Source organism: Pseudomonas parakoreensis (genome assembly GCF_021602155.1).
Taxonomy (GTDB): Bacteria; Pseudomonadota; Gammaproteobacteria; order Pseudomonadales; family Pseudomonadaceae; genus Aquipseudomonas; species Aquipseudomonas parakoreensis.
The window spans coordinates 160,429-179,299 of the sequence record NZ_BQHY01000013.1 but is presented as its reverse complement, the minus strand read 5'-3'; the positions used below and the strand labels follow the sequence as shown (position 1 = coordinate 179,299).

Here is an 18,871-nt window from a genome sequence, read left to right as displayed (position 1 = left end):
TTTGCTTTTTAAGGCGCCCTCAATAAAGGAGGGCGCCGGAGAGAGGTTTAGATCCCCTGCGGAGTCTCTTCCCCACCCAACGCTTCCACCAGCGCCGGCAGGAACTCGCCAAAAGTCAGCATCATCAGGGTGAAGCTGGCGTCCAGTTGGCCCAGCGCTTCGTCGCCACCGTCCTGTTCTGCCTGATCCTGCAGCAGGTCTTCGAACTTCAGGCGTTTGACGGTCATCTTGTCATCGAGCATGAACGACAGCTTGTCTTGCCAGGCCAGCGACAGCTGAGTGACGACTTTGCCGGTGCTCAAGTGCAACTGAATTTCTTCGCTGGTCAGGTCCTGACGCTTGCAACGCACGATGCCGCCGTCTTCGTGGGTATCGCGCAGCTCGCATTCGTCCAGCACGAAGAAGTCCGGTGCTGCTTGCTGGGTGGTGACCCACTCGGTCATCACCGCGGTCGGCGCGGTTTTCACGGTCAGCGGACGCACGGGCAGGGTGCCGAGCACTTCACGCATTGTGGAGAGCAGGTCTTCGGCGCGTTTCGGGCTGGCCGAGTTCACCAGGATCAGGCCCTGTTTCGGTGCGATGGCAGCGAAGGTCGACGAACGACGAATAAAGGCACGCGGCAGGAACGCCTGGATGATTTCATCCTTGATCTGATCGCGTTCTTTCTTATAGACCTTGCGCATTTGCTCGGCTTCGATCTCTTCGACCTTTTCCTTGACCGCGTCGCGCACGACGCTGCCCGGCAGAATACGTTCTTCCTTACGTGCAGCGATCAGCAGGAAGTCGCCGCTGACGTGCACCAGTGGCGCATCTTCGCCCTTGCCGAACGGCGCGACGAAACCGTAGGTGGTCAACTCCTGGCTTGCACATGGACGCGCCAGTTTGGTGGCCAGTGCAGTTTCCAGCGCCTCGGCATCGACAGGCAGGTCTTGGGTCAGGCGATAGATCAGCAGGTTTTTGAACCACATGGGGTGAGTCTCTCCTTTATACAAAGGGGGGCATTATTGTCTTCGCCGTGGCATAGGCCAACCCTTCTCTAAGCCTTTGGAAGGCCTGAGAAAATTAATTAAAAAAGTGCTTGCCAGAGGTTGGGTCGCTCCGTAGAATGCGCGCCACACCGAAGCGAAGGGTGATTAGCTCAGCTGGGAGAGCGTCTGCCTTACAAGCAGAATGTCGGCGGTTCGATCCCGTCATCACCCACCATTCGTTTCAAGTGTTTAGCGCAGCGGTAGTTCAGTCGGTTAGAATACCGGCCTGTCACGCCGGGGGTCGCGGGTTCGAGTCCCGTCCGCTGCGCCATATTCGGTAACCTGGACCACTGAACGCCAGGTCACCACGGAAAAACCCGCTGAAGCGGGTTTTTTTCTGTCTCACGTTTGTACCTTGTTCCAACGGGTTTGTGTCGTTTCACCGGTTTTCGGATTTATTTGAAAAAAAACTTCAATTAAATCAACACTTTACGAAAACTTGTGGCATAATGCGCCCCGTAACGAAGCGAAGGGTGATTAGCTCAGCTGGGAGAGCGTCTGCCTTACAAGCAGAATGTCGGCGGTTCGATCCCGTCATCACCCACCATTCGTTTCAAGCGTTTCGCGCAGCGGTAGTTCAGTCGGTTAGAATACCGGCCTGTCACGCCGGGGGTCGCGGGTTCGAGTCCCGTCCGCTGCGCCATATTCGGTCACCTGGACCCACTGAACGCCAGGTCACCACAGAAAGCCCGCCGAGTGCGGGCTTTTTGCTGTCTGCGATTTAAGAATTTCTGCAATGCCTGTGTGGTGAGGGGATTTATCCCCGATGGCCTGCGCAGCAGGCCCATAGTCTTGAAGCTGGGGCTGCTTCGCATCCCATCGGGGATAAATCCCCTCACCACAAATCATCTCCTCGTCTTCTCACTATTCGGCATTGCGACTGTGCCGATAATCGCTCACCGCCTCATACACCGCTTTACGCAAGCGATTGATCCCGCCAATCGGCCGATGCGCCTCGATACCAAACCACGGATTGAACGACAGGTTGTCGCATGCCAGATTCAGCGCTGGCGTGTCGAAGTCCTGCGCCGGCAGGGTGATCCGTGCCGCTGTTTCGAACGCTGAATCCTGCTCGCGCCACTCGATGCTGGTGTCCTCGATCGGCATGTACTTGTTCGCATCCTGGCGCTGAATCTGCAGCACGAAACACGCCGGTACCCGATCTGTCGACAGTTGTTGGTTCAAGGCGCTGCGCAGGAAATTCGGCAGGTCGTGATTTTGTGCGGGCAGGGTGTAGGTCGGGCAGTTGTCCGGATCCGGCGCAACGCGAAACTTGGCATTGGCCTCGCCAAATTTGTAAGGCGATACCGAAAAGTAGGTGGTCGCGGTCGGGCTGTCCGGCGGCGGTGACAGAGTCGCCAAGGCGATGAGCAGGTGACGGATCTGCCAGGTGCGCGGATCCCAACCGGGGAAAAACGCCATGATTTTTTTGCCGTCAGCCTGAGCAGCCACATTTTGACGGTACTCGGCGACATCGCTGACGAAGAAGTTCGGATGGCTGAACATCACGAAGTCTTGTTCGCGGCGCACCGGAAGGTCGCCGAGCAGCTGCTTGCCGGGGACATCGAGCAGCTTGATTGCCATTCCCCGGGCGTCGCGGATGCTGTCGAATTGCGGGTAGGCGTTGCCATTGGACAAGCGAATCAGCGCCTGCCAGGTTTTGCCCGGTTCGCCGAAAACACCCTCGCGCAGCGCTGGCGTCAGTTCTGGCAACACCGTGACCTCGGCTTTTACGCAACCGTGTGCCTTGGCATGCGCATCGCGCAAGTAGCGTGTGCCTTCGCGGTGTTGATCGACGATACGCACGGCGGTCTGGATCACGTCCTGGGTCATGGCCGCTTCACCGGCGGGAATCTGTTCCTGCGCCGACACCGGACCTCTGTGTTGCCAGATGAACCACGCGCTCGCGATCGCCCAGCCCAGCAGGCCGACAATCAGCAGGGCCAGCAGGGTTTTGCCCAGCAGTCGCCCCAGCCACAGCCAGAAGCGGGCGAGAAGGGAGGGTTTTTTGTACGAGTTGATCATCATGGCAGTTGCGCCTCCAATGGCCCGCCCAATACTTTCAGGTACTCCAGCAAGGCCCAGCGTTCTTCCGGTTGCAGCAGGCGGCCGATAACCCCATTGCCGCGCTCGCCAGCGCGGAACTCGTGGCCGCTGTTGTGGTTGCCGGTGATTCGCGTGTCGAACAAAAAGCCGTTGGTGAAGGCTTCGGTGCGATAACCCAGATGGCGCGGGTCATACTCGAACGAACCCTTATAGAAAGTCGTCGCGCGCTCATCCTGCGGCGACAGCAACTGATAAAGGCTTGGCACCGAACCGTTGTGCAGGAACGGCGCGGTGGCCCAGACGCCGGCCAGTGGCCTGGCCTTGTAGGCAACCTTTTCACGCACACCGATCGGCAGGCCGAAGCCGTCGAGTTGTGGCTTTTCCTCAGCGGTGACGCCGGCCTCGCGATAGGCACGGTTCTCGACGAACGCGGTGACGTAGGCCAGGCCCTTGGCCACCGACAGCTGGCTCAGATCCAGTGGTTCGGTGGGCGTCGGATGCAACTTCACATCCATCTGTTCGAGTTCTTTCGGGTCCCATTGCAGCGGGGTCAGGTCGAAACGGTGGGTGGCAATATTGGTCGCGGCATTCGGGTCGGTGCCGATCACCTCAACCGGCAACATGTGCAAGTGCTGCACCCAGCGCTCGCCCTCTTGAGTCTTGCGCGGCACGTGGCAACCGGCGCAGTTCTCGGCAAACAGCGTGCGGCCCTTGGCGGCCAGCGGTTTGTCGATGGCGCCCAGGACATCTTCCGGCCAGGCTGGTGGCTGCAGGCGTTGCAGGGTTTCCTCGATTGTGTGCAGATCGCGTACGCGCACACTCGAGGCATAACGCGCATCGCCTTGCAGCGGCTGGCCGTTGCTGTCGAAGAAATTCAGCGTGGCGCCGACGCCCAACGCTTCACCGATGTTGCGCGCCATCGGTTGCTGCGCCGAGCCGTTCCACTGCACCCAGTCGAAGGTCCACATGTCCCACAGTTGCGGGTAGTCGACCGGGGCGTTCGCCACGCGGTAGTTGGCGGGGGAAATTGCGTCGCCGAAGGTGGCGTTGGCAATGCGGCCGAACGCATCGGTGCGTCCAGGGCCTTCCTCGGTCGGGTAGAGGCCGCGATGGGTATCGTTCCAGGCGACTTTGAGGAAGGTGTTCAGCGATTGCTTGACGTCTTTGCGCAGTTGCTCGCGGCGCGGCTCGTAGTCATCGCCCAGAACATTTCTGGCGAAGCGTTCGAATTTCCACGGGTTGTAGTAAGTCGAGGTCAGACTGGCGACCAATGCCTGCCCGAAACTGCCACCGCGCAATGTAGGAACGCTGGAAGGCAAAACATGCTGCGCCGACCCGCCGTCGATCCGCACGGCCTGGCCGTTGAAGCGCAGTTCGCCGGTGTGGCAGGCAGCGCAGGTGATATCGAGGTATTGCTCGGTACCGCCGGGGTTCTGATGGCGCGCGAAACCGACCGGCAGATTGCCCGGATTGTTCGGCGTGGCTTTCTGCTGCGGATCAACCAGAAAACCGAAGCGTGCGAGGTATTCCGGGGACGCGAAACGCTGCTGCGAGAAGGGCAGCTCCAGCGCCTGGAACCATTCATAGCGCAGGCCTTTGACCTGCGTCCCTTGCGGGGTGAAATAGTAAGTCTGGCGCTCCTCCTCACTCCACTGTTGCAGGTAATGCACCTGTTGGGCCGGGGTATAGAAGGGCAGTTTCGGGTTGGCGACGTAGTACAGAATGACGGTCAGGACCAGGCCCAGCAGTACCACGATCAGAGTCAGCAAACGGAATAAGAGGCGCAAGATAAACATCCTTGTCGAGTTGTTGCGCTGTTATGCCTCAGCTGTTGCAGGTGCGGCAAGTGGCCATTACGCCAACTGTCGTAGGAAGTCTCGTCAGCCCTTGTCAGGCCCAGATTACAGAAGCTTCATCGTCGCTTTGCCCGAATGCGTTTTAATCCCTGAACTTATCGGACGTTTCCTGCTCTCATGCCGGTAGCCATTGGTCGTGGCGGCCTGATAAGCTCGCGGCTTTACTCGATTGCCCTTTCGGCGCATGAACAAGGAAATAGCATGAAACAGCATCGGTTGGCGGCGGCGGTAGCCCTGGTTAGCCTGGTCCTCGCGGGTTGTGATTCGCAGACCAGCGTAGAGCTGAAAACCCCGGCGCAAAAAGCTTCCTACGGTATCGGCCTGAACATGGGCAAGAGCCTTGCTCAGGAAGGCATGGATGATCTGGACTCCAAAGCGGTAGCCCAGGGCATCGAAGATGCCGTCGGCAAGAAAGAACAGAAGCTGAAAGACGAAGAACTGGTCGAAGCTTTCGCCGCGCTGCAAAAGCGTGCCGAAGAGCGTATGGCCAAGATGAGCGAAGAGTCGGCAGCCGCCGGCAAGAAATTCCTCGAAGAAAACGGCAAAAAGCCTGGCGTTACCACCACCGCTTCCGGTCTGCAGTACGAAGTGGTCAAGAAAGCCGACGGCCCGCAGCCCAAGCCGACCGACGTAGTGACTGTTCATTACACCGGCAAGCTGACCAACGGCACCGTGTTCGACAGCTCCGTGGAACGTGGCAGCCCGATCGATCTGCCGGTCAGCGGCGTGATCCCGGGTTGGGTTGAAGGTCTGCAACTGATGCACGTTGGCGAGAAGTACAAACTGTACATCCCTAGCGATCTGGCTTACGGCGCGCAATCGCCAAGCCCGGCAATCCCGGCCAACTCGGTTCTGGTCTTTGACCTGGAACTGCTGGCCATCAAGGATCCAGCCAAAGAAGACGCCGCTGCCAAGTAACAGGCATCGGTAACGGCTTCGCCAACAACGCCTCGCTTATGCGGGGCGTTGTTGCATCTGAAGGATGGCGCAGGTAAACAGAGCGAACGGATGCCGCTGACAGCAGTCCTAGAGATTGAGGCCACCGTGGGTAGACGTCCTGAGCCGCCAAGTCAATGAAATATTGGGTTTTTTTATGTGAGTAAAAAACGCCCGATCTGAGCGAAGCCCTTATGAAACGGGGCTCTCAGCGCTGAAATGCAGCTCTGTTCACAAGGTTATCCACAATTTGTGTGGATAACATTTCAACGGGAGAAATAGATGAAAGCGCCGTGGAATTTCGCCCGGTTTCTGCCTCTGGCGGGACGCCTGCTGGCCCGTGGCCGGCTGCCGACTCTGCTGTTCGCCGTGGCGAGCAAGGGCGCTGCGCAAGGTAATCGCCTGGGCAAGCTCAAGGATGATCTGCGCTTGCTCCAGGCCTTGTGTCTGGCTTACTGGCGCGGCGAGTACCGGGCGATCAGTCCGAAAGCCATCGTTTCGGTGGTGGCAGGGTTGATGTATTTCCTCAGCCCGGTGGACGCGATCCCGGATTTCATCCCCGTCTTCGGCATGCTCGATGACATTGCTGTTCTCGCCTGGCTGATGAAAACCCTCGACGACGAACTCGCTGCCTTCCGGCTCTGGCGCAATCGACAACAGCCGGAAAAACTCGCAGTGGTCGAACGTTTGCCCGATACCCCCGAGCAACTTCAACTGCAGGGCCCGAAAAAAACCTGATTCACCTCGCCTGCAGGCAGATTGATACCCCCCGCGACCTTGGCCGCTGTTAGGATTACACTTCTAGGGAAAAGTGCCGACTCGCTAAGTGTTGTTGTCCTACGGGGTAGTCATGGATATTCAGATAATTGCACGCGATGGCGAACCCGAATACGCGGTTCTGCCATGGGGCCAGTATCAGGCTCTACTGAAAGCAGCAGGCATCAACGACATACCGCAGCAGCAGGCGCCAGCGCCGGCCGCCGCAGCGCCAGACCCGATTCTTCCAGGTCTGGATCAACTACGCAGTTTGCGCGAAGGGAAGGGCATCGCCATCGAGGCGCTGGCCCGCACGGTAGGCATCAGCCCGTCTTATCTGGCCATGATCGAAAGCGGCGAGCGTCAACCTGACGCCGCGATTCGCCGCAGCCTGGCCTGGGAACTGACGGTGCCGGGTTGGAGGGATGAATCGTGAGCGTACGCATCAGTCGTCAACATTGGGACGGATTGCTGGGGGAGCTGGATCAGGCGCGCAGGCAGCGCCATCTGTTGACCTATCGAGCCTTGCTCGAACGTTTGCAACTGCCGACGCCGGCGATGCAGACGCTGACCGCGGCACTTGAGCATCTGGCCGCACTCGACGCCAAGGCCGAGCAGCCATTGCGCAGTTCGCTGGTGATCAGCCAAGGGGCCAGCCGTTTGCCCCGAACCGGTTTTTTTGAATGCGTTGAACGTCTGGGACGTTTCTCCGGGCCATCCGATGGCGTTGCGGCTGCCTCTTGGCATGCGTCGGAAGTGGTCAGGGTTTTCGAATACGAGTACCCGGAATCGGCGGAGGCCTGAGTGTTCTTTCGACTCAAGGCGTCGGCCAGTTACTGGTTGGCCCGCAGGCTGTTTCACTGGTCGTGGTTCGTCCGCCAGCCCAGAGGCTGGCGCTGGCTCGAAGGGCAGTTTGCGCGCATGGCCAATCTTGGCGATGTCGGCGCGCAAAGCTTTTATGGGCACATTCTGACGTTTCGCGGTGTTGGCCTGGGCGCCCGCGAAGAAGGTGTGCGGCTGTTGCGTCTGGCGGCGCTCGCCGGCGATGGCAAAGCGGCTTATCAGGTCGGCGTGATCAGCCTGGCCGGTACTCCGAGCAAAGCGCCGGATCCGACAGAAGCGGCGCGCTGGTGGACGCTGGCCGCCAAGGCCGGCCACCCGTTGGCCGAGCTCAAACTCCAAGAGTTGAGCGCTCGGGATTAAACCCAGTAAATCATTTTGTATCGTCCGATAAACGTGGCGTGAGGGAAACCTCACGCCACGTTTGCGTTTATCGCCATACGTTTTGTAGTAATCAGTCCTTTGCAGATTTGTCCTACAGCAAAAGCCTACTCGCCTGACTTCTTTCCTGATTGATCCCCCGCAAAGTCCCCGCGCCTAATTTTTGCGCGAGGGAACGCTCATGTTTGACCCGGTTTTTCATTCCACCCCGCATCGTTGCGTGCGCTGATGGAAGCCGTCAGCCGTATCGAGCAGGAACTCGACAGCTTTCCCGACACCCTCAGCCTCTATCGCCAGCAGCTTGAACACTGGTTCAGCAGCGCGGCGGATCAGGTCAGCCACGCGGCGGATTTGCCGTCGCTGATGGGCATGGAGCGGATCATCCGTTTCGGTGATCGCATCACCGCTGTCAGCACAGGAGACAGTGAGTTTGCCTCCGGCGTCGTGCAGTGCCCGAAAAGCGGGGTGCTGACGATCGAGAGCAAATTCGAGTCGCTGTACGACATTCCGCTGGGCGACATCGTGGTCGATGTGGTGGCGGTGGATGATGGCCAAATCTTCCCCGTCGGACTTGATGCGCAAGGCCGGGGAACATTCACCGGGACGCCCGGCAAGTTCTATCGCGTGCAGGTGCACAGCGAGGTTACCTCGGAGCAGATCGAGGCGCTGTTCAAGTCCTACGACGGCTTGACCGGTAATCTGGAGGGCTGGCTGCGCAGCGAGTGGCAGGGGTTCAAGCCGCAGTGGTCGCAGTCGGTGGCGACAGCGGCAGGCAACGGCATGCTCGCCGGGAGCTGGGCGGCGATCGAGGGGGTGTGGGACAGCCTCGGCATGCTGTCGGAAATTCTGCAGGATCCAGGCGCGTTTGCCGATCGCCTTGGAAGCGGCGCGGCCGATCTGATCCGCCTCGCAGAATCAGCTCCGGATGTCATGCAAAAGCTGCAGTTGCTGGTCAGCGATGAGGCGGCGCTGTGTTTGCTGCTGCGCAGTGCGAGTCTCTGGCTGGAGATGCTGCCGCCCAGCCAGATCGCCGGCAAAACCGCTGAAATGGCGTCGATGATGATCGTGCAGGTGCTGCTCGATGTGCTGATCGGCGTTGTGTTGACATTCGTCGGGGCTGGCGCAGGGATCGCTTATCTGACGCTACGTCTGGCGGATCGCGCCGCCCAGCTGCTCACGGTTGTGAAACGTCTGGTCAAGGCGATGTTCGGCATCGTCAACACGTTCATCCATTACATCGACCAGTACAAAACCGTCGCCGCGCGAGGCATTGCCGCCGGCGTTAAAAAGGGCCGTATGCAGTTGCGCTGGGATGCGAAGCGCAACGCCGCCCTGAAGAAAAACGAGCATCACGACGACTCGCCGGAACAAGCGAAAAACCCCAACGGCGACAGCGCCGATTGCGCGCCGCTGACCTGCACCAACGGCTGCCCGGTGTCGATGGTCACCGGCGAAGAACTGCTGACCCTGACCGATGGCACGCTCGATGGCTTGCTGCCGTTCGAGTTCACCCGGCTGTATCGCACCAGCGCGGTGGAGATCGATGTCGGGCTGGGGTTTGGCTGGAGCCATTCGCTGGCGCATCGGCTGGAGTTCGCTGGCGAGGCGGTGACCTGGGTCGATCACGAGAATCGCCGCACGCGGTTTCCGTTGCCCAGTGTTGAACGGCCGCAGATCCACAACAGCCTGTCGCGGGCGGCGATTTTTCTCGGCGATGAGCCGGAGGAACTGATCCTCGCGCTGGCGGGGGATGCGGCGCGGTTTTATCACTTTCGTGCCGGGCGGTTGACGGCGGTCAGTGATGCATATGGCAATCGTCTGACGGTGCATCGCGATCATTCCGAGCGTGTGCAGCGTCTGGATAGCGGGGCCGGGCGCTCGCTGCTGTTGCGCTACGACCGGGCGCATCTGGTGGCAGTTGATTACCAGGTGTTTGAGGCGGGTGGCTGGCGCACCGAGCAAACGCTGGTCAGTTATTGCTACGACGCCCGTCAGCGATTGTTGGCCGCGACCAATGCCGTCGGGGACAGCGAGCGTTACGACTACGACGATCAGCACGTCATCCTGCAGCGGCAACTGAGCGGCGGCGCGAGCTTTTTCTGGGAGTGGGAGCGTTCCGGCAAAGCCGCGCGTTGCGTGCGCCATTGGGCCTCGTTCGCGCAGATGAATACGCGGTATGTCTGGGACGACAGCGACCGCGTCACGGTGCATTACGTTGATGGCACCGAGGAAACCTACGTCCACGATGACAGCGCACGGCTGGTGCGCAAGGTCGAGGCCGATGGCGGTGAGCATCTCAAGGCGTATGACGCTGCGGGCCGGTTGATCGCCGAGCAGGATCCGCTGGGTGCGGTCACCGAATACCGCTACGACGACGTCGGACGGCTGATCGCGCTGCTTCCGCCGGACGATGAGCCAACGTCCTACGAGTATCGCAACGGTTTCCTGCACAGCCGTTCTCGTGGTGACGCGGTGTGGACGTATCGGCGCAACGCCGAAGGGGATGTCACCGAGGCGGTCGATCCTGACGGCCAGGTCACCCATTACTACTACGACACGCGCGGGCAGTTGCTGTCGATCCGCTATCCGGACAGCAGCCGGCACAAGTTGTCGTGGAATGACCTCGGCCAACTGATCGAGGAAACCCTGCCTGACGGCGGTGTACGGCGTTTTTCCTACGATGCGCTGGGGCGACGGACGACCACTTGCGACGAACACGGTGCCGTTACTCGCCAGCAGTGGGATGCCATTGGCCGACTGGTTCAGATGACTTTGCCTACAGGCGCCACCCGCGCCTACAGCTACGGCGCGTACGGCCAGGTCACGGCCGAGCGCGACGAGCTCGGGCGCATCACCCGCTACGAGTATGACGACGACCTGCACCTGGTCTCGCGCAGGATCAATCCCGACGGCACGCGGGTGCAGTATCGCTACGACCATGCGCAACTGCTGCTGACGGAAATCGAGAACGAGTCCGGGGAAAAGTACCGCCTGGACTACACGCCCACCGGATTGATCCGACAGGAAACAGGCTTCGACGGCCGGCGCACCGCATACGCCTACGACCGTAACGGGCACCTGCTGGAGAAGACCGAGTTCGGCGACGACGGCTCGACGCTGGTCACTGCCTACGCGCGTGATGCGGCCGGGCGTCTGCTGCTGAAAACCCTGCCCGACGGAGTTCAGGTCGAGTATCGCTATGACCGCCTGGGCCGGTTGATCGGCGTCGATGACGGCCAGCAACATCCACTGGCCTTTGAATACGACCTGCAGGACCGACTGATCACCGAGCATCAGGGCTGGGGCACCCTGCGTTATGCCTATGACGCCTGCGGTCAGCTCAAACGCCAGCGTCTGCCGGACAACAGCAAGCTCGACTATCACTACGCCAAGGGCGGTGCGCTGACCGCCATCGACCTTAATGGCACACGGCTGACCAGCCACATCTATCAATCGGGTCGTGAACAACAACGCCAGCAAGGCCTGCTGCTCAGCGAATACGCCTATGACGACCAGGGCCGTTTGCTGGCCCACGCTGTAGGTCATCAGCACGCTTCGCTGTATCGCCGCGATTATGCCTACAGCGCCAACGGCAATCTGGAACACATTGCCGACAGCCGTCACGGTCAGCGCACCTACGGCTACGACGCCCTCGACCGCTTGATCCGCGTACGTCATTCGCGCGACGAACTGCCGGAAGCCTTCGCCCACGACCCGGCCGGCAACCTGCTGATGCAGGACCGTCCCGGCCCCACGCGGATCAAAGGCAACCGCCTGCTGATGCAGGGCGACCGGCATTACGATTATGACGCCTTCGGCAACCTGATCCGCGAGCGTCGCGGCCGCGATCAACTGCTGATCACCGAATACCGCTACGACTGCCAGCACCGCCTGATCGGCCTGACCCGCCCGGACGGCCAAACCGCGACCTACCAATATGACGCTTTTGGTCGACGCATCCGCAAGACCGTCGACGGCCACAGCACCGAGTTCTTCTGGCAAGGCGACCATCTCGTCGCCGAAAGCAGCAAGGTCCAATACCGCAGCTACGTCTACGAACCCGGCACCTTCCGCCCGCTGGCGCTGCTCGACGGTAAAGGCCCGAAACGCGCCTGCCCGTTCTACTACCAGCTCGACCACCTCGGCACCCCGCAGGAACTGACCGATTACAGCGGCGAAATCGTCTGGTCGACGCAATACGACGCCTACGGCAAAGTCGCAGCCATCACCCTCGCCGGCGAGGACTACCTCGACCAGCCGCTGCGCTTTCAGGGGCAGTATTTCGACGCGGAGAGTGGGCTGCATTACAACCGGCATCGGTATTACGACCCGAGGTTGGGACGGTATCTGACGCCGGATCCCATCAAGTTGGCAGGTGGGTTGAATCAGTACCGGTATGTGCCGAATCCGACGGGGTGGGTGGATCCGTTGGGGTTGGCTTGCAATCCGTGTCCGGGGGCAATACAAGCTGAAGGGCCTTACAGCGAGATAGTTCCAGGTGGGGGCTTGGCTGCGCATGAGGCTCAGGGCGGACATCTAATAATCAAACATATTGGTAGAACAGATGCGCAGTTAGCCCAAAGATTAATGGCGGAGCCACATATTCCAGCAGCTTCTACATTTTCCAACCGCGCCGGAGCTGAGGCCGCTGTTTCAGAAGCTTTGAGGGTGAATGCGCAAAAGGTGCAAGATTTTTTAAATAGCACAAAGGGAAAGACAACTATCACCCACGATCTCAACCAGCCGGTGGGAGTGAGCTTGCTGAATGGCGCCACACATCCTCGGTCGGCACTAAAACTCCTGCTAGTTCTGAAAAAAGACCCTACACTCCCTTTGGGATATTTTTTGCTGACCGGATTTCCAGAACTATGAATCAAGAATTTCCCGAGCTTCACGACTTTTTTGGGGCCTACTTTCATCAAGATTGGCTAATAGAGTACGACACCCCCGATAAAGTTATTGCTGACTTCTTACAAACCTCAGATCCGGAAATAATACTTTTGGTTTGTGAAGAGTTGCAGTCTTTGCTGAGTCAAGATAAAGATGAGGTGACGATAAGAGATTACTTGTTGAGAGATCTCAGTTGCTACTACTGCTATTGGAATAAGTGGACTTCCGGTCAAGAATGGTTAAGCCACGTGCTGGCTATGCTGCAAAGTGGAAAAAATTAGAGTGAGTTGCTTTTTTAAGTTCTGGAGTTGATCTGAATAATTTTTTTCAGATTTGGAAAAGTGGTTATGTCGTCTGTGGAATCATCGTTGACCAATCAGTTGCGGCAGTTGAAGGTCGGCAGCACTGAGACTATCAATCACATGCACGCTATACCCCGGAACATTCTTCGCATGATGCTTCGCCTGCGAAGCCATTTCCGCGAGTTGGCTGGCATCCAGTTCTGCGCAGGCCTCGGGTTGCAGGTGGACGACGCCGATCGATAACGAGAGCAGCGGAAACTCCTGCCGCACACCCTGGCGATTCGGCGCGATGAAGCAGCCAGCTTCAAGGTGCTCCGGGCGATAGAAACGACGGCATTGGCTCTGGAAGTCGTCGAGCAGTTGATTGAGGCGTTTGCGCCAGTCTTCCGGGCCGAGCACCAGCAGGAAGTCGTCGCCGCCGATGTGGCCGACGAAGTCGCGGGACGGGTCGACGCGTTCGTTCAGGCATTGCGCCAGGCACAGCAGGACTTCGTCGCCACGGCCGTAGCCGTAGATGTCGTTGAAGGGTTTGAAGCTGTCGATGTCGACGTAGCAGATGATCGACTCGCGGCCCTGTTGCAGCAGGCGGGTCAGGCATTGCTGGATCGGCACGTTGCCGGGCAGCAGGGTCAACGGGTTGGCGTAGCGCGCCTGCTGGATTTTCAGTTCGGTGATCAGTTTGAGCACGTCGATCACCCGACCGAGGCCGAGATAGCCGCCATTGAGGGTGATGATGAAATCTTCTTCGATGCGCTGTCGGGCGCGGCTGGTGATCAGGCGGCTGACCTGTTGCAGCGACTGGCTCATTTCCACGGCGAGGAAGTCGTCGTTCATCAGGCGGCTGATCGGTTTGCGCGCGAACAGGTCGGTGGCGAACGGTTTCAGCAGTGCGTCGGACAGCGAATGGCGATGGACGATGCCGCATGGCTGGCCCTGTTCGTCGAGCACTGCCAGTGAATTCAGATTGGCTTGGCGGCGGAAGGCCTCCAGCACCGTGGCAGTCGGCGTGTCGCGATGCACCGCCGGTTGGTCGTTGAGCAGGGCGCTGAGGTCGCTGCCTTCGTCATTCAACGCCACGGCGCTGCTGTCGTGTTTCGGCATCAAGGCCCGGGCATCGCGAGATGGATGTTCCTGTGGGCGACCGAGCAGGTAGCCCTGCACCAGATCGACACCCATTTCGGTCAGCACCGCCAATTCTTCCGGCAACTCGATCCCCTCGGCGATCACCTGCGCGCGCGAGGCCTTGGCGATTTGCAGGATCGAGCCGACGAACTCTCGTTTCAACGCGTCCTGATGAATGCCGTCGATAAAGTGCCGGTCGATCTTCACGTAATCCGGGCGCAGTTCTGACCACAGACGCAGGCTCGAATAGCCGGCGCCCAAGTCATCCAGCGCAATCGAAAAGCCCATCGCCCGATAGTGATGCAGCGCGGTTTGCAGCAACTGGAAATCGTCGATCGGCGTCTGTTCGGTGAGTTCGATGACCACTTGGCTCGGCGGAATGCCGAAGTCCTGCAGCAGTTGCAGGGTTCGTCCCGGTTGGTGCGCGGCTTCGAGCAGGGACTCCGGCGAGACGTTGAGGAACAGCTTGCCCGGCAGTTGCTGCTCGTTGAAACGACGGCAGGCCGACTGGCGGCAGGCGATCTCCAGTTCGCTCAAGCGGCCAGCCTGACGCGCCACGGCGAACAGCGCGATAGGCGAGTGTAGCGGGCTGTTGGACGGGCCTCGGGTAAGGGCTTCGTAGCCGAGAATGCGACGCTCGGAGAGACAGATGATCGGCTGGAACAGGCTGTGCAAACCGCTTTGAGTCAGGATCGAGCTCAAGGCACTCAGCTGTTCGGTCGTGGTCATGGCAATCTCTGGCGATAAAAAAAGGACTGGGAGCGCTCTTGTTTGAAGAGGCGCTCCCAGTCCTTTATTTCACGACAGAATGATGACTGTTTGATGACGCTCCGGGGAGCGTCACCACTAAATTGCCATCATCTTACTTCTTGGCCACCTGATTGCTCAGCTTCAGGTAATCCAGCAGCACGCGCCCGGTTTCGCTCAGGTAGGCGTCGTCTTCTGGTTTGACCTTGTCCGGCTCGGCTGCAGCCAGCGCGTCTTCATCTTCTTTCTTCAGCTCTTTGAGCGGCTCTTCGCCTTTGGCTTTGCGACGGATGTTTTCCATCGCCAGTTGCTTGGCATCGATGTCCGCGTGCTGGGCACGACGATCAGCTTCGTTGAGGCTGACGGTTTTTTCTTCCATCAGCTTCTGCGCCAGGGCCAGCTTGTCGCGGATGAACACGAACTCGGCGTCTTTGGCGCTGCGTGCGTCGTGCTCGGACTTGAGCTGCGCGAGGAACGGTTTGAACGGATCGGAGGCCGGCTTGATTGCCGCCTTGATGGTGTCCCACGGCATGGCTTCCGGCAGGGCACTTTCGCCGATTTCCTTGGTGTCGATGATCGACGGGTAGTCGATGTCCGGCAGCACGCCCTGATGCTGGGTACTCTGCCCGGACACCCGGTAGAACTTGGCCAGCGTCAGTTTCAGTTCGCCATGGTTCAGCGGCTGAATGGTCTGTACGGTGCCTTTGCCGAAGGTCTGGCCACCGATGATCAGTGCGCGATGGTAGTCCTGCATGGCGCCGGCGAAAATCTCCGAAGCCGAAGCGGACAGGCGGTTGACCAGCAGTGCCATCGGGCCTTTGTAGAACGCGCCCGGGTTTTCATCTTCGAGGACATCGACGCGGCCATCGGCATTACGCACGAGGACGGTCGGGCCCTTGTCGATGAACAGGCTGGTCAGTTCGGTGGCTTCCTGCAGGGAGCCGCCGCCGTTGTTGCGCAGGTCGATGACCACGCCGTCGACTTTCTCTTTCTGCAGTTCGGTCAGCAGTTTCTTGACGTCACGGGTGGTGCTCTTGTAATCCGGATCACCGGCACGGAACGCCTTGAAGTCGAGGTAGAAGGCCGGGATCTCAATGACGCCGAGCTTGTAGTCCTTGCCGTCCTGTTTGAGGTTCAGCACGGACTTTTTCACCGCCTGGTCTTCAAGCTTCACCGCTTCGCGAGTGATCGGCACGATCTTGCTGGTCTGGTCGTTCGGCGCATTGCTCGCCGGAATCACTTCCAGGCGCACCACGGTGCCTTTCGGGCCGCGGATCAGCTTGACCACTTCGTCCAGACGCCAGCCCACCACGTCGACCATCTCTTTGTTGCCCTGGGCAACGCCGATGATCTTGTCGGCCGGTGCGACCTGTTTGGTCTTGTCGGCCGGCCCTGCCGGCACCAGACGCACGACTTTCACTTGATCGTTGTCGCTCTGCAACACGGCGCCGATGCCCTCCAGGGACAGGCTCATGTTGATGTCGAAGTTCTCCGCGTTATCCGGCGACAGATAATTGGTGTGCGGGTCGTAGGACATGGCGAAGGTGTTGATGTACGCCTGGAAGATGTCTTCCGCGCGGGTCTGATCGAGGCGCGCCAACTGATTCTTGTAGCGCTTGGTCAGGGTTTCCTGGATCTGCTTGGAATCCTTGCCGGCAATCTTCTGCCGCAGCACTTCGTCCTTGACGCGTTTGCGCCACAGGTCGTCGAGTTCAGCGGTGGATTTGAGCCAAGGGGCGTCCTTGCGATCGATCAGCAAGGTCTCCTTGGTGGTGAAGTCCATCTTGTCGACGCCCTTGTTCAGCTCCGCAATGGCGAAGTCCAGACGCGCCTTGACGCGGTCCAGATAGCGCTTGTAGATGGTGAACCCGGCGTTGAGGTCGCCGCTTTTGAGGAAGTCGTCGAACTGGGTCTTCCACTTGTCGAATTCGGCGATGTCGCTGGCCATGAAATAGCTGCGCGACGGGTCCAGCAGCTTGATGTAGCTGTCGTAGATGATCACCGAGCGCGCATCGTCGAGCGGCGGCTTGCTGTAGTGGTGACGCTTGAGCAACTCGACGACGTTGAGACTGGCGATCACTTCGTCGCGATCAGGCTGCAAGTTGTCCCAGCTGTTGGCTGCGAAGGTTTTGCCCGACATCGGCAACAAGCCGATACCGATGAAAAGAGCGAGGGCGGTGCTGGGGAGCAAATGCTTCATGCTGATTCGACGCGGGGACAATTGATAACGCATATTAGGCCGTCTTTGAAGTCGCCGGTTCTACGAGAGCCGGTCGCATAATGCAAAAAGCCCGGCGCTACAGCTTCGGGCTCAGTCCAGACTCACTATGGAGGCACTGTGAAGGCATTGCAAGGCGTTGAAGGTCAAGTGGCATGGGTTGAAGAGCCGAGTCCGGCATGTGATGTAGGACAAGTGCGCATTCGTGTGGCGGCAGCCGGCCTCAATCGCGCCGATTTATTACAGAAAGCCGGGCTTTATCCACCGCCGCCCGGTGCCAGTCAGGTGCTCGGTCTTGAGTGCTCCGGGGTGATCAGCGAAGTCGGCGCCGGCTCGTCCTGGCAGGTCGGCGACCGGGTCTGCGCGTTGCTGGCCGGGGGCGGAATGGCTGAAGAGGTGGTCGTCGACGGACGGCACGTGCTGCCGGTGCCCGAAGGTGTTTCGTTGATCGAGGCCGCGGCATTACCCGAGGTTTATGCAACGGTCTGGCTCAACGTGTTTCAACTGGCGGCGTTGAAACCGGGCGAGAAGGTTCTGCTGCATGCTGGCGCGAGTGGAATTGGTTCAGCCGCCATTCAGCTGTGCAAGGCGTTTGGCAATCCCTGTTGGGTCAGCGTTGGCTCGCCCGAGCGTCTGGCCTACTGTGAAGCGCTGGGTGCCCAGGGCGGGGTGGTGCGCAGCGATGACCTGGAGAGTCTGCGCGACTTCGGTCCGTTTGACGTGATCCTCGATCCGGTCGGCGGCAATTACGCGGCGCTGAACCTCAAGCTGACGGCGCTGGATGGACGCTGGGTGCTGATTGGTCTGATGGGCGGGCGTGAGGCGAAACTGGACCTGGCGCAGGTACTGGCCAAACGTGTGCAGTTGCTCGGTTCGACGTTGCGCAGTCGCGATGATCAGTTCAAGGCCGACCTGTTCAGCGACTTGAGCCAGCATGTATGGCCGCTGTTTGCCGAAGGACGGTTGAGTCCGCAACTGGCGAAAACCTTTCCGGTGAAAGACGCCGAGGCGGCGTTTGCCGAGCTGGCGAGCAATACGGTTTCGGGGAAAGTGGTGCTGGTGATTGACGACAGTCTGAGCTGATTGGAAGGGCAAGATCAAAAGATCGCAGCCTGCTTTTTCGGCATGCTCCAGCAGCACCGGATCCGGATTCACCACATGCGGGAAGTCCACCTTCAGCAGCAACGGCAAGTCATTGCGTGAGTCGGAGTAGAAACTCGCGCCTTCCAGGTTCTCTTCCTCGGCGTCCAGCCATTCCAGCAGGCGGGTGATCTTGCCTTCGCGGTAGGTCAGGGTGCCGACGGTCTGGCCGCTGTAAACACCGTGTGCGACGTCCAGTTCGATGCCGAGGATTTCGTCGATGCCCAAGCGCTCGGCGATCGGTTTGACCAGGTGCGTGCCCGAGGCCGAGATCACCAGGATCCGGTCGCCGGCCTTGCGGTGAGCGGCGATGGTTTTGGTCGCGTCGCTGAAGATGATCGGTTCGATAAAGTCTTCGACCCATGGGCCGACCAAGTGCTCGACCTCTTCCGGGGTACGCCCGATCAACGGTTCGAGGCTGAACACCATGAATTCTTCCATGCGCAATTTGCCATGGCTGTAGGCGTCCATCAGCTCGTTGTTCTTGCGCATGAACGACTCGGGATCGACCCAGCCCAGGCGCCCCATCTGCTCGCTCCAGAGGGTGGCGCAGTCGCCGTGGATCAGGGTTTCGTCCAGATCAAAAATTGCCAGGGCCATCAGTGCAGT

At 59.6% G+C, this 18,871-nt stretch carries 13 protein-coding genes, 4 tRNA genes and 1 pseudogene; 12 read left to right on the top strand and 6 right to left on the bottom strand.

The window, feature by feature from the left end:
- Positions 1-47: 47 nt before the first annotated feature.
- The gene (gene rdgC / locus L6D63_RS20855) at positions 48-968 is read right to left on the bottom strand and encodes a recombination-associated protein RdgC (protein ID WP_095667126.1); all 921 of its coding nucleotides are present in this window, start codon (positions 966-968) and stop codon (positions 48-50) included.
- A 159-nt stretch (positions 969-1,127) separates the two neighbouring features.
- On the opposite strand from rdgC, the gene L6D63_RS20850 reads away from it, so the two are divergent.
- The 4 genes from L6D63_RS20850 (at position 1,128) to L6D63_RS20835 (ending at position 1,671) form a co-directional block, all read left to right on the top strand.
- Positions 1,128-1,203 (top strand) — tRNA-Val (locus L6D63_RS20850).
- Between the two features lie 19 nt (positions 1,204-1,222).
- Positions 1,223-1,299: transfer RNA gene (locus L6D63_RS20845), tRNA-Asp, on the top strand.
- Between the two features lie 200 nt (positions 1,300-1,499).
- Positions 1,500-1,575 (top strand) — tRNA-Val (locus tag L6D63_RS20840).
- Positions 1,576-1,594: 19 nt separating this feature from the next.
- Positions 1,595-1,671 (top strand) — tRNA-Asp (locus L6D63_RS20835).
- Positions 1,672-1,892: 221 nt separating this feature from the next.
- Here the strand turns inward: L6D63_RS20835 and L6D63_RS20830 are convergent.
- A complete protein-coding gene (locus L6D63_RS20830) occupies positions 1,893-3,056 on the bottom strand; it encodes a catalase family protein (protein ID WP_095667125.1) in 1,164 nt (387 codons plus the stop codon).
- Positions 3,053-4,861, bottom strand: coding sequence for a di-heme-cytochrome C peroxidase (locus L6D63_RS20825; RefSeq protein WP_131670027.1), 1,809 nt, complete (start codon positions 4,859-4,861; stop codon positions 3,053-3,055). Before L6D63_RS20825 ends, L6D63_RS20830 begins: the two co-directional genes overlap by 4 nt.
- 270 nt (positions 4,862-5,131) lie before the next feature.
- Between L6D63_RS20825 and L6D63_RS20820 the strand changes: the two genes are divergently transcribed.
- The 7 genes from L6D63_RS20820 (at position 5,132) to L6D63_RS20790 (ending at position 13,014) form a co-directional block, all read left to right on the top strand.
- Complete coding sequence (locus L6D63_RS20820; RefSeq protein ID WP_007966725.1) at positions 5,132-5,848, top strand: BamJ family beta-barrel-assembly machinery protein; 717 nt, start codon at positions 5,132-5,134, stop codon at positions 5,846-5,848.
- Between the two features lie 300 nt (positions 5,849-6,148).
- Positions 6,149-6,604 (top strand): YkvA family protein, encoded by a 456-nt coding sequence (locus tag L6D63_RS20815; RefSeq protein ID WP_041071886.1) that lies wholly within the window; start codon positions 6,149-6,151, stop codon positions 6,602-6,604.
- Positions 6,605-6,716: 112 nt separating this feature from the next.
- The gene (locus L6D63_RS20810; protein ID WP_041071888.1) at positions 6,717-7,058 is read left to right on the top strand and encodes a helix-turn-helix domain-containing protein; all 342 of its coding nucleotides are present in this window, start codon (positions 6,717-6,719) and stop codon (positions 7,056-7,058) included.
- Positions 7,055-7,426, top strand: a complete 372-nt coding sequence (locus L6D63_RS20805) for a hypothetical protein (protein WP_003223109.1) — start codon at positions 7,055-7,057, stop codon at positions 7,424-7,426. The genes L6D63_RS20810 and L6D63_RS20805 overlap by 4 nt, the downstream gene beginning before the upstream one ends.
- Positions 7,427-7,825 (top strand): SEL1-like repeat protein, encoded by a 399-nt coding sequence (locus L6D63_RS20800; protein ID WP_047292920.1) that lies wholly within the window; start codon positions 7,427-7,429, stop codon positions 7,823-7,825.
- Positions 7,826-8,071: 246 nt separating this feature from the next.
- A complete protein-coding gene (locus L6D63_RS20795; RefSeq protein WP_131670028.1) occupies positions 8,072-12,715 on the top strand; it encodes an RHS repeat-associated core domain-containing protein in 4,644 nt (1,547 codons plus the stop codon).
- Positions 12,712-13,014 (top strand): contact-dependent growth inhibition system immunity protein, encoded by a 303-nt coding sequence (locus L6D63_RS20790; protein WP_121184442.1) that lies wholly within the window; start codon positions 12,712-12,714, stop codon positions 13,012-13,014. Before L6D63_RS20795 ends, L6D63_RS20790 begins: the two co-directional genes overlap by 4 nt.
- Positions 13,015-13,095: 81 nt before the next feature.
- On the opposite strand, the gene L6D63_RS20785 is transcribed toward L6D63_RS20790, so the two are convergent.
- Together L6D63_RS20785 and L6D63_RS20780 are read right to left on the bottom strand one after the other, a co-directional pair.
- Entirely contained in the window at positions 13,096-14,886 is a 1,791-nt protein-coding gene (locus L6D63_RS20785) for a bifunctional diguanylate cyclase/phosphodiesterase (RefSeq protein ID WP_131670029.1), read from the bottom strand.
- 133 nt (positions 14,887-15,019) lie between these two features.
- Complete coding sequence (locus tag L6D63_RS20780) at positions 15,020-17,104, bottom strand: carboxy terminal-processing peptidase (protein WP_161794910.1); 2,085 nt, start codon at positions 17,102-17,104, stop codon at positions 15,020-15,022.
- 138 nt (positions 17,105-17,242) lie between these two features.
- Here L6D63_RS20780 and L6D63_RS20775 point away from each other — a divergent pair, with 138 nt between their 5' ends.
- Positions 17,243-18,205 carry a zinc-binding dehydrogenase gene (locus tag L6D63_RS20775; RefSeq protein WP_121184446.1) on the top strand — a complete coding sequence of 321 codons (963 nt, stop codon included), beginning with the start codon at positions 17,243-17,245 and terminating at the stop codon, positions 18,203-18,205.
- A gap of 27 nt (positions 18,206-18,232) precedes the next feature.
- On the opposite strand, the pseudogene L6D63_RS20770 reads toward L6D63_RS20775, so the two are convergent.
- Positions 18,233-18,862 (bottom strand): annotated as a pseudogene (locus tag L6D63_RS20770) (HAD family hydrolase); the annotation flags it as partial.
- Positions 18,863-18,871: the final 9 nt, after the last annotated feature.

What these genes read in the sequence shown, in the direction of transcription:
- rdgC (WP_095667126.1), bottom strand. Translation starts at nt 968, where the DNA reads ATGTGGTTCAAAAACCTGCTGATCTATCGCCTGACCCAAGACCTGCCT.
- L6D63_RS20830 (WP_095667125.1), bottom strand. Translation starts at nt 3,056, where the DNA reads ATGATGATCAACTCGTACAAAAAACCCTCCCTTCTCGCCCGCTTCTGG.
- L6D63_RS20820 (WP_007966725.1), top strand. Translation starts at nt 5,132, where the DNA reads ATGAAACAGCATCGGTTGGCGGCGGCGGTAGCCCTGGTTAGCCTGGTC.
- L6D63_RS20815 (WP_041071886.1), top strand. Translation starts at nt 6,149, where the DNA reads ATGAAAGCGCCGTGGAATTTCGCCCGGTTTCTGCCTCTGGCGGGACGC.
- L6D63_RS20810 (WP_041071888.1), top strand. Translation starts at nt 6,717, where the DNA reads ATGGATATTCAGATAATTGCACGCGATGGCGAACCCGAATACGCGGTT.
- L6D63_RS20795 (WP_131670028.1), top strand. Translation starts at nt 8,072, where the DNA reads ATGGAAGCCGTCAGCCGTATCGAGCAGGAACTCGACAGCTTTCCCGAC.
- L6D63_RS20790 (WP_121184442.1), top strand. Translation starts at nt 12,712, where the DNA reads ATGAATCAAGAATTTCCCGAGCTTCACGACTTTTTTGGGGCCTACTTT.
- L6D63_RS20785 (WP_131670029.1), bottom strand. Translation starts at nt 14,886, where the DNA reads ATGACCACGACCGAACAGCTGAGTGCCTTGAGCTCGATCCTGACTCAA.
- L6D63_RS20780 (WP_161794910.1), bottom strand. Translation starts at nt 17,104, where the DNA reads ATGAAGCATTTGCTCCCCAGCACCGCCCTCGCTCTTTTCATCGGTATC.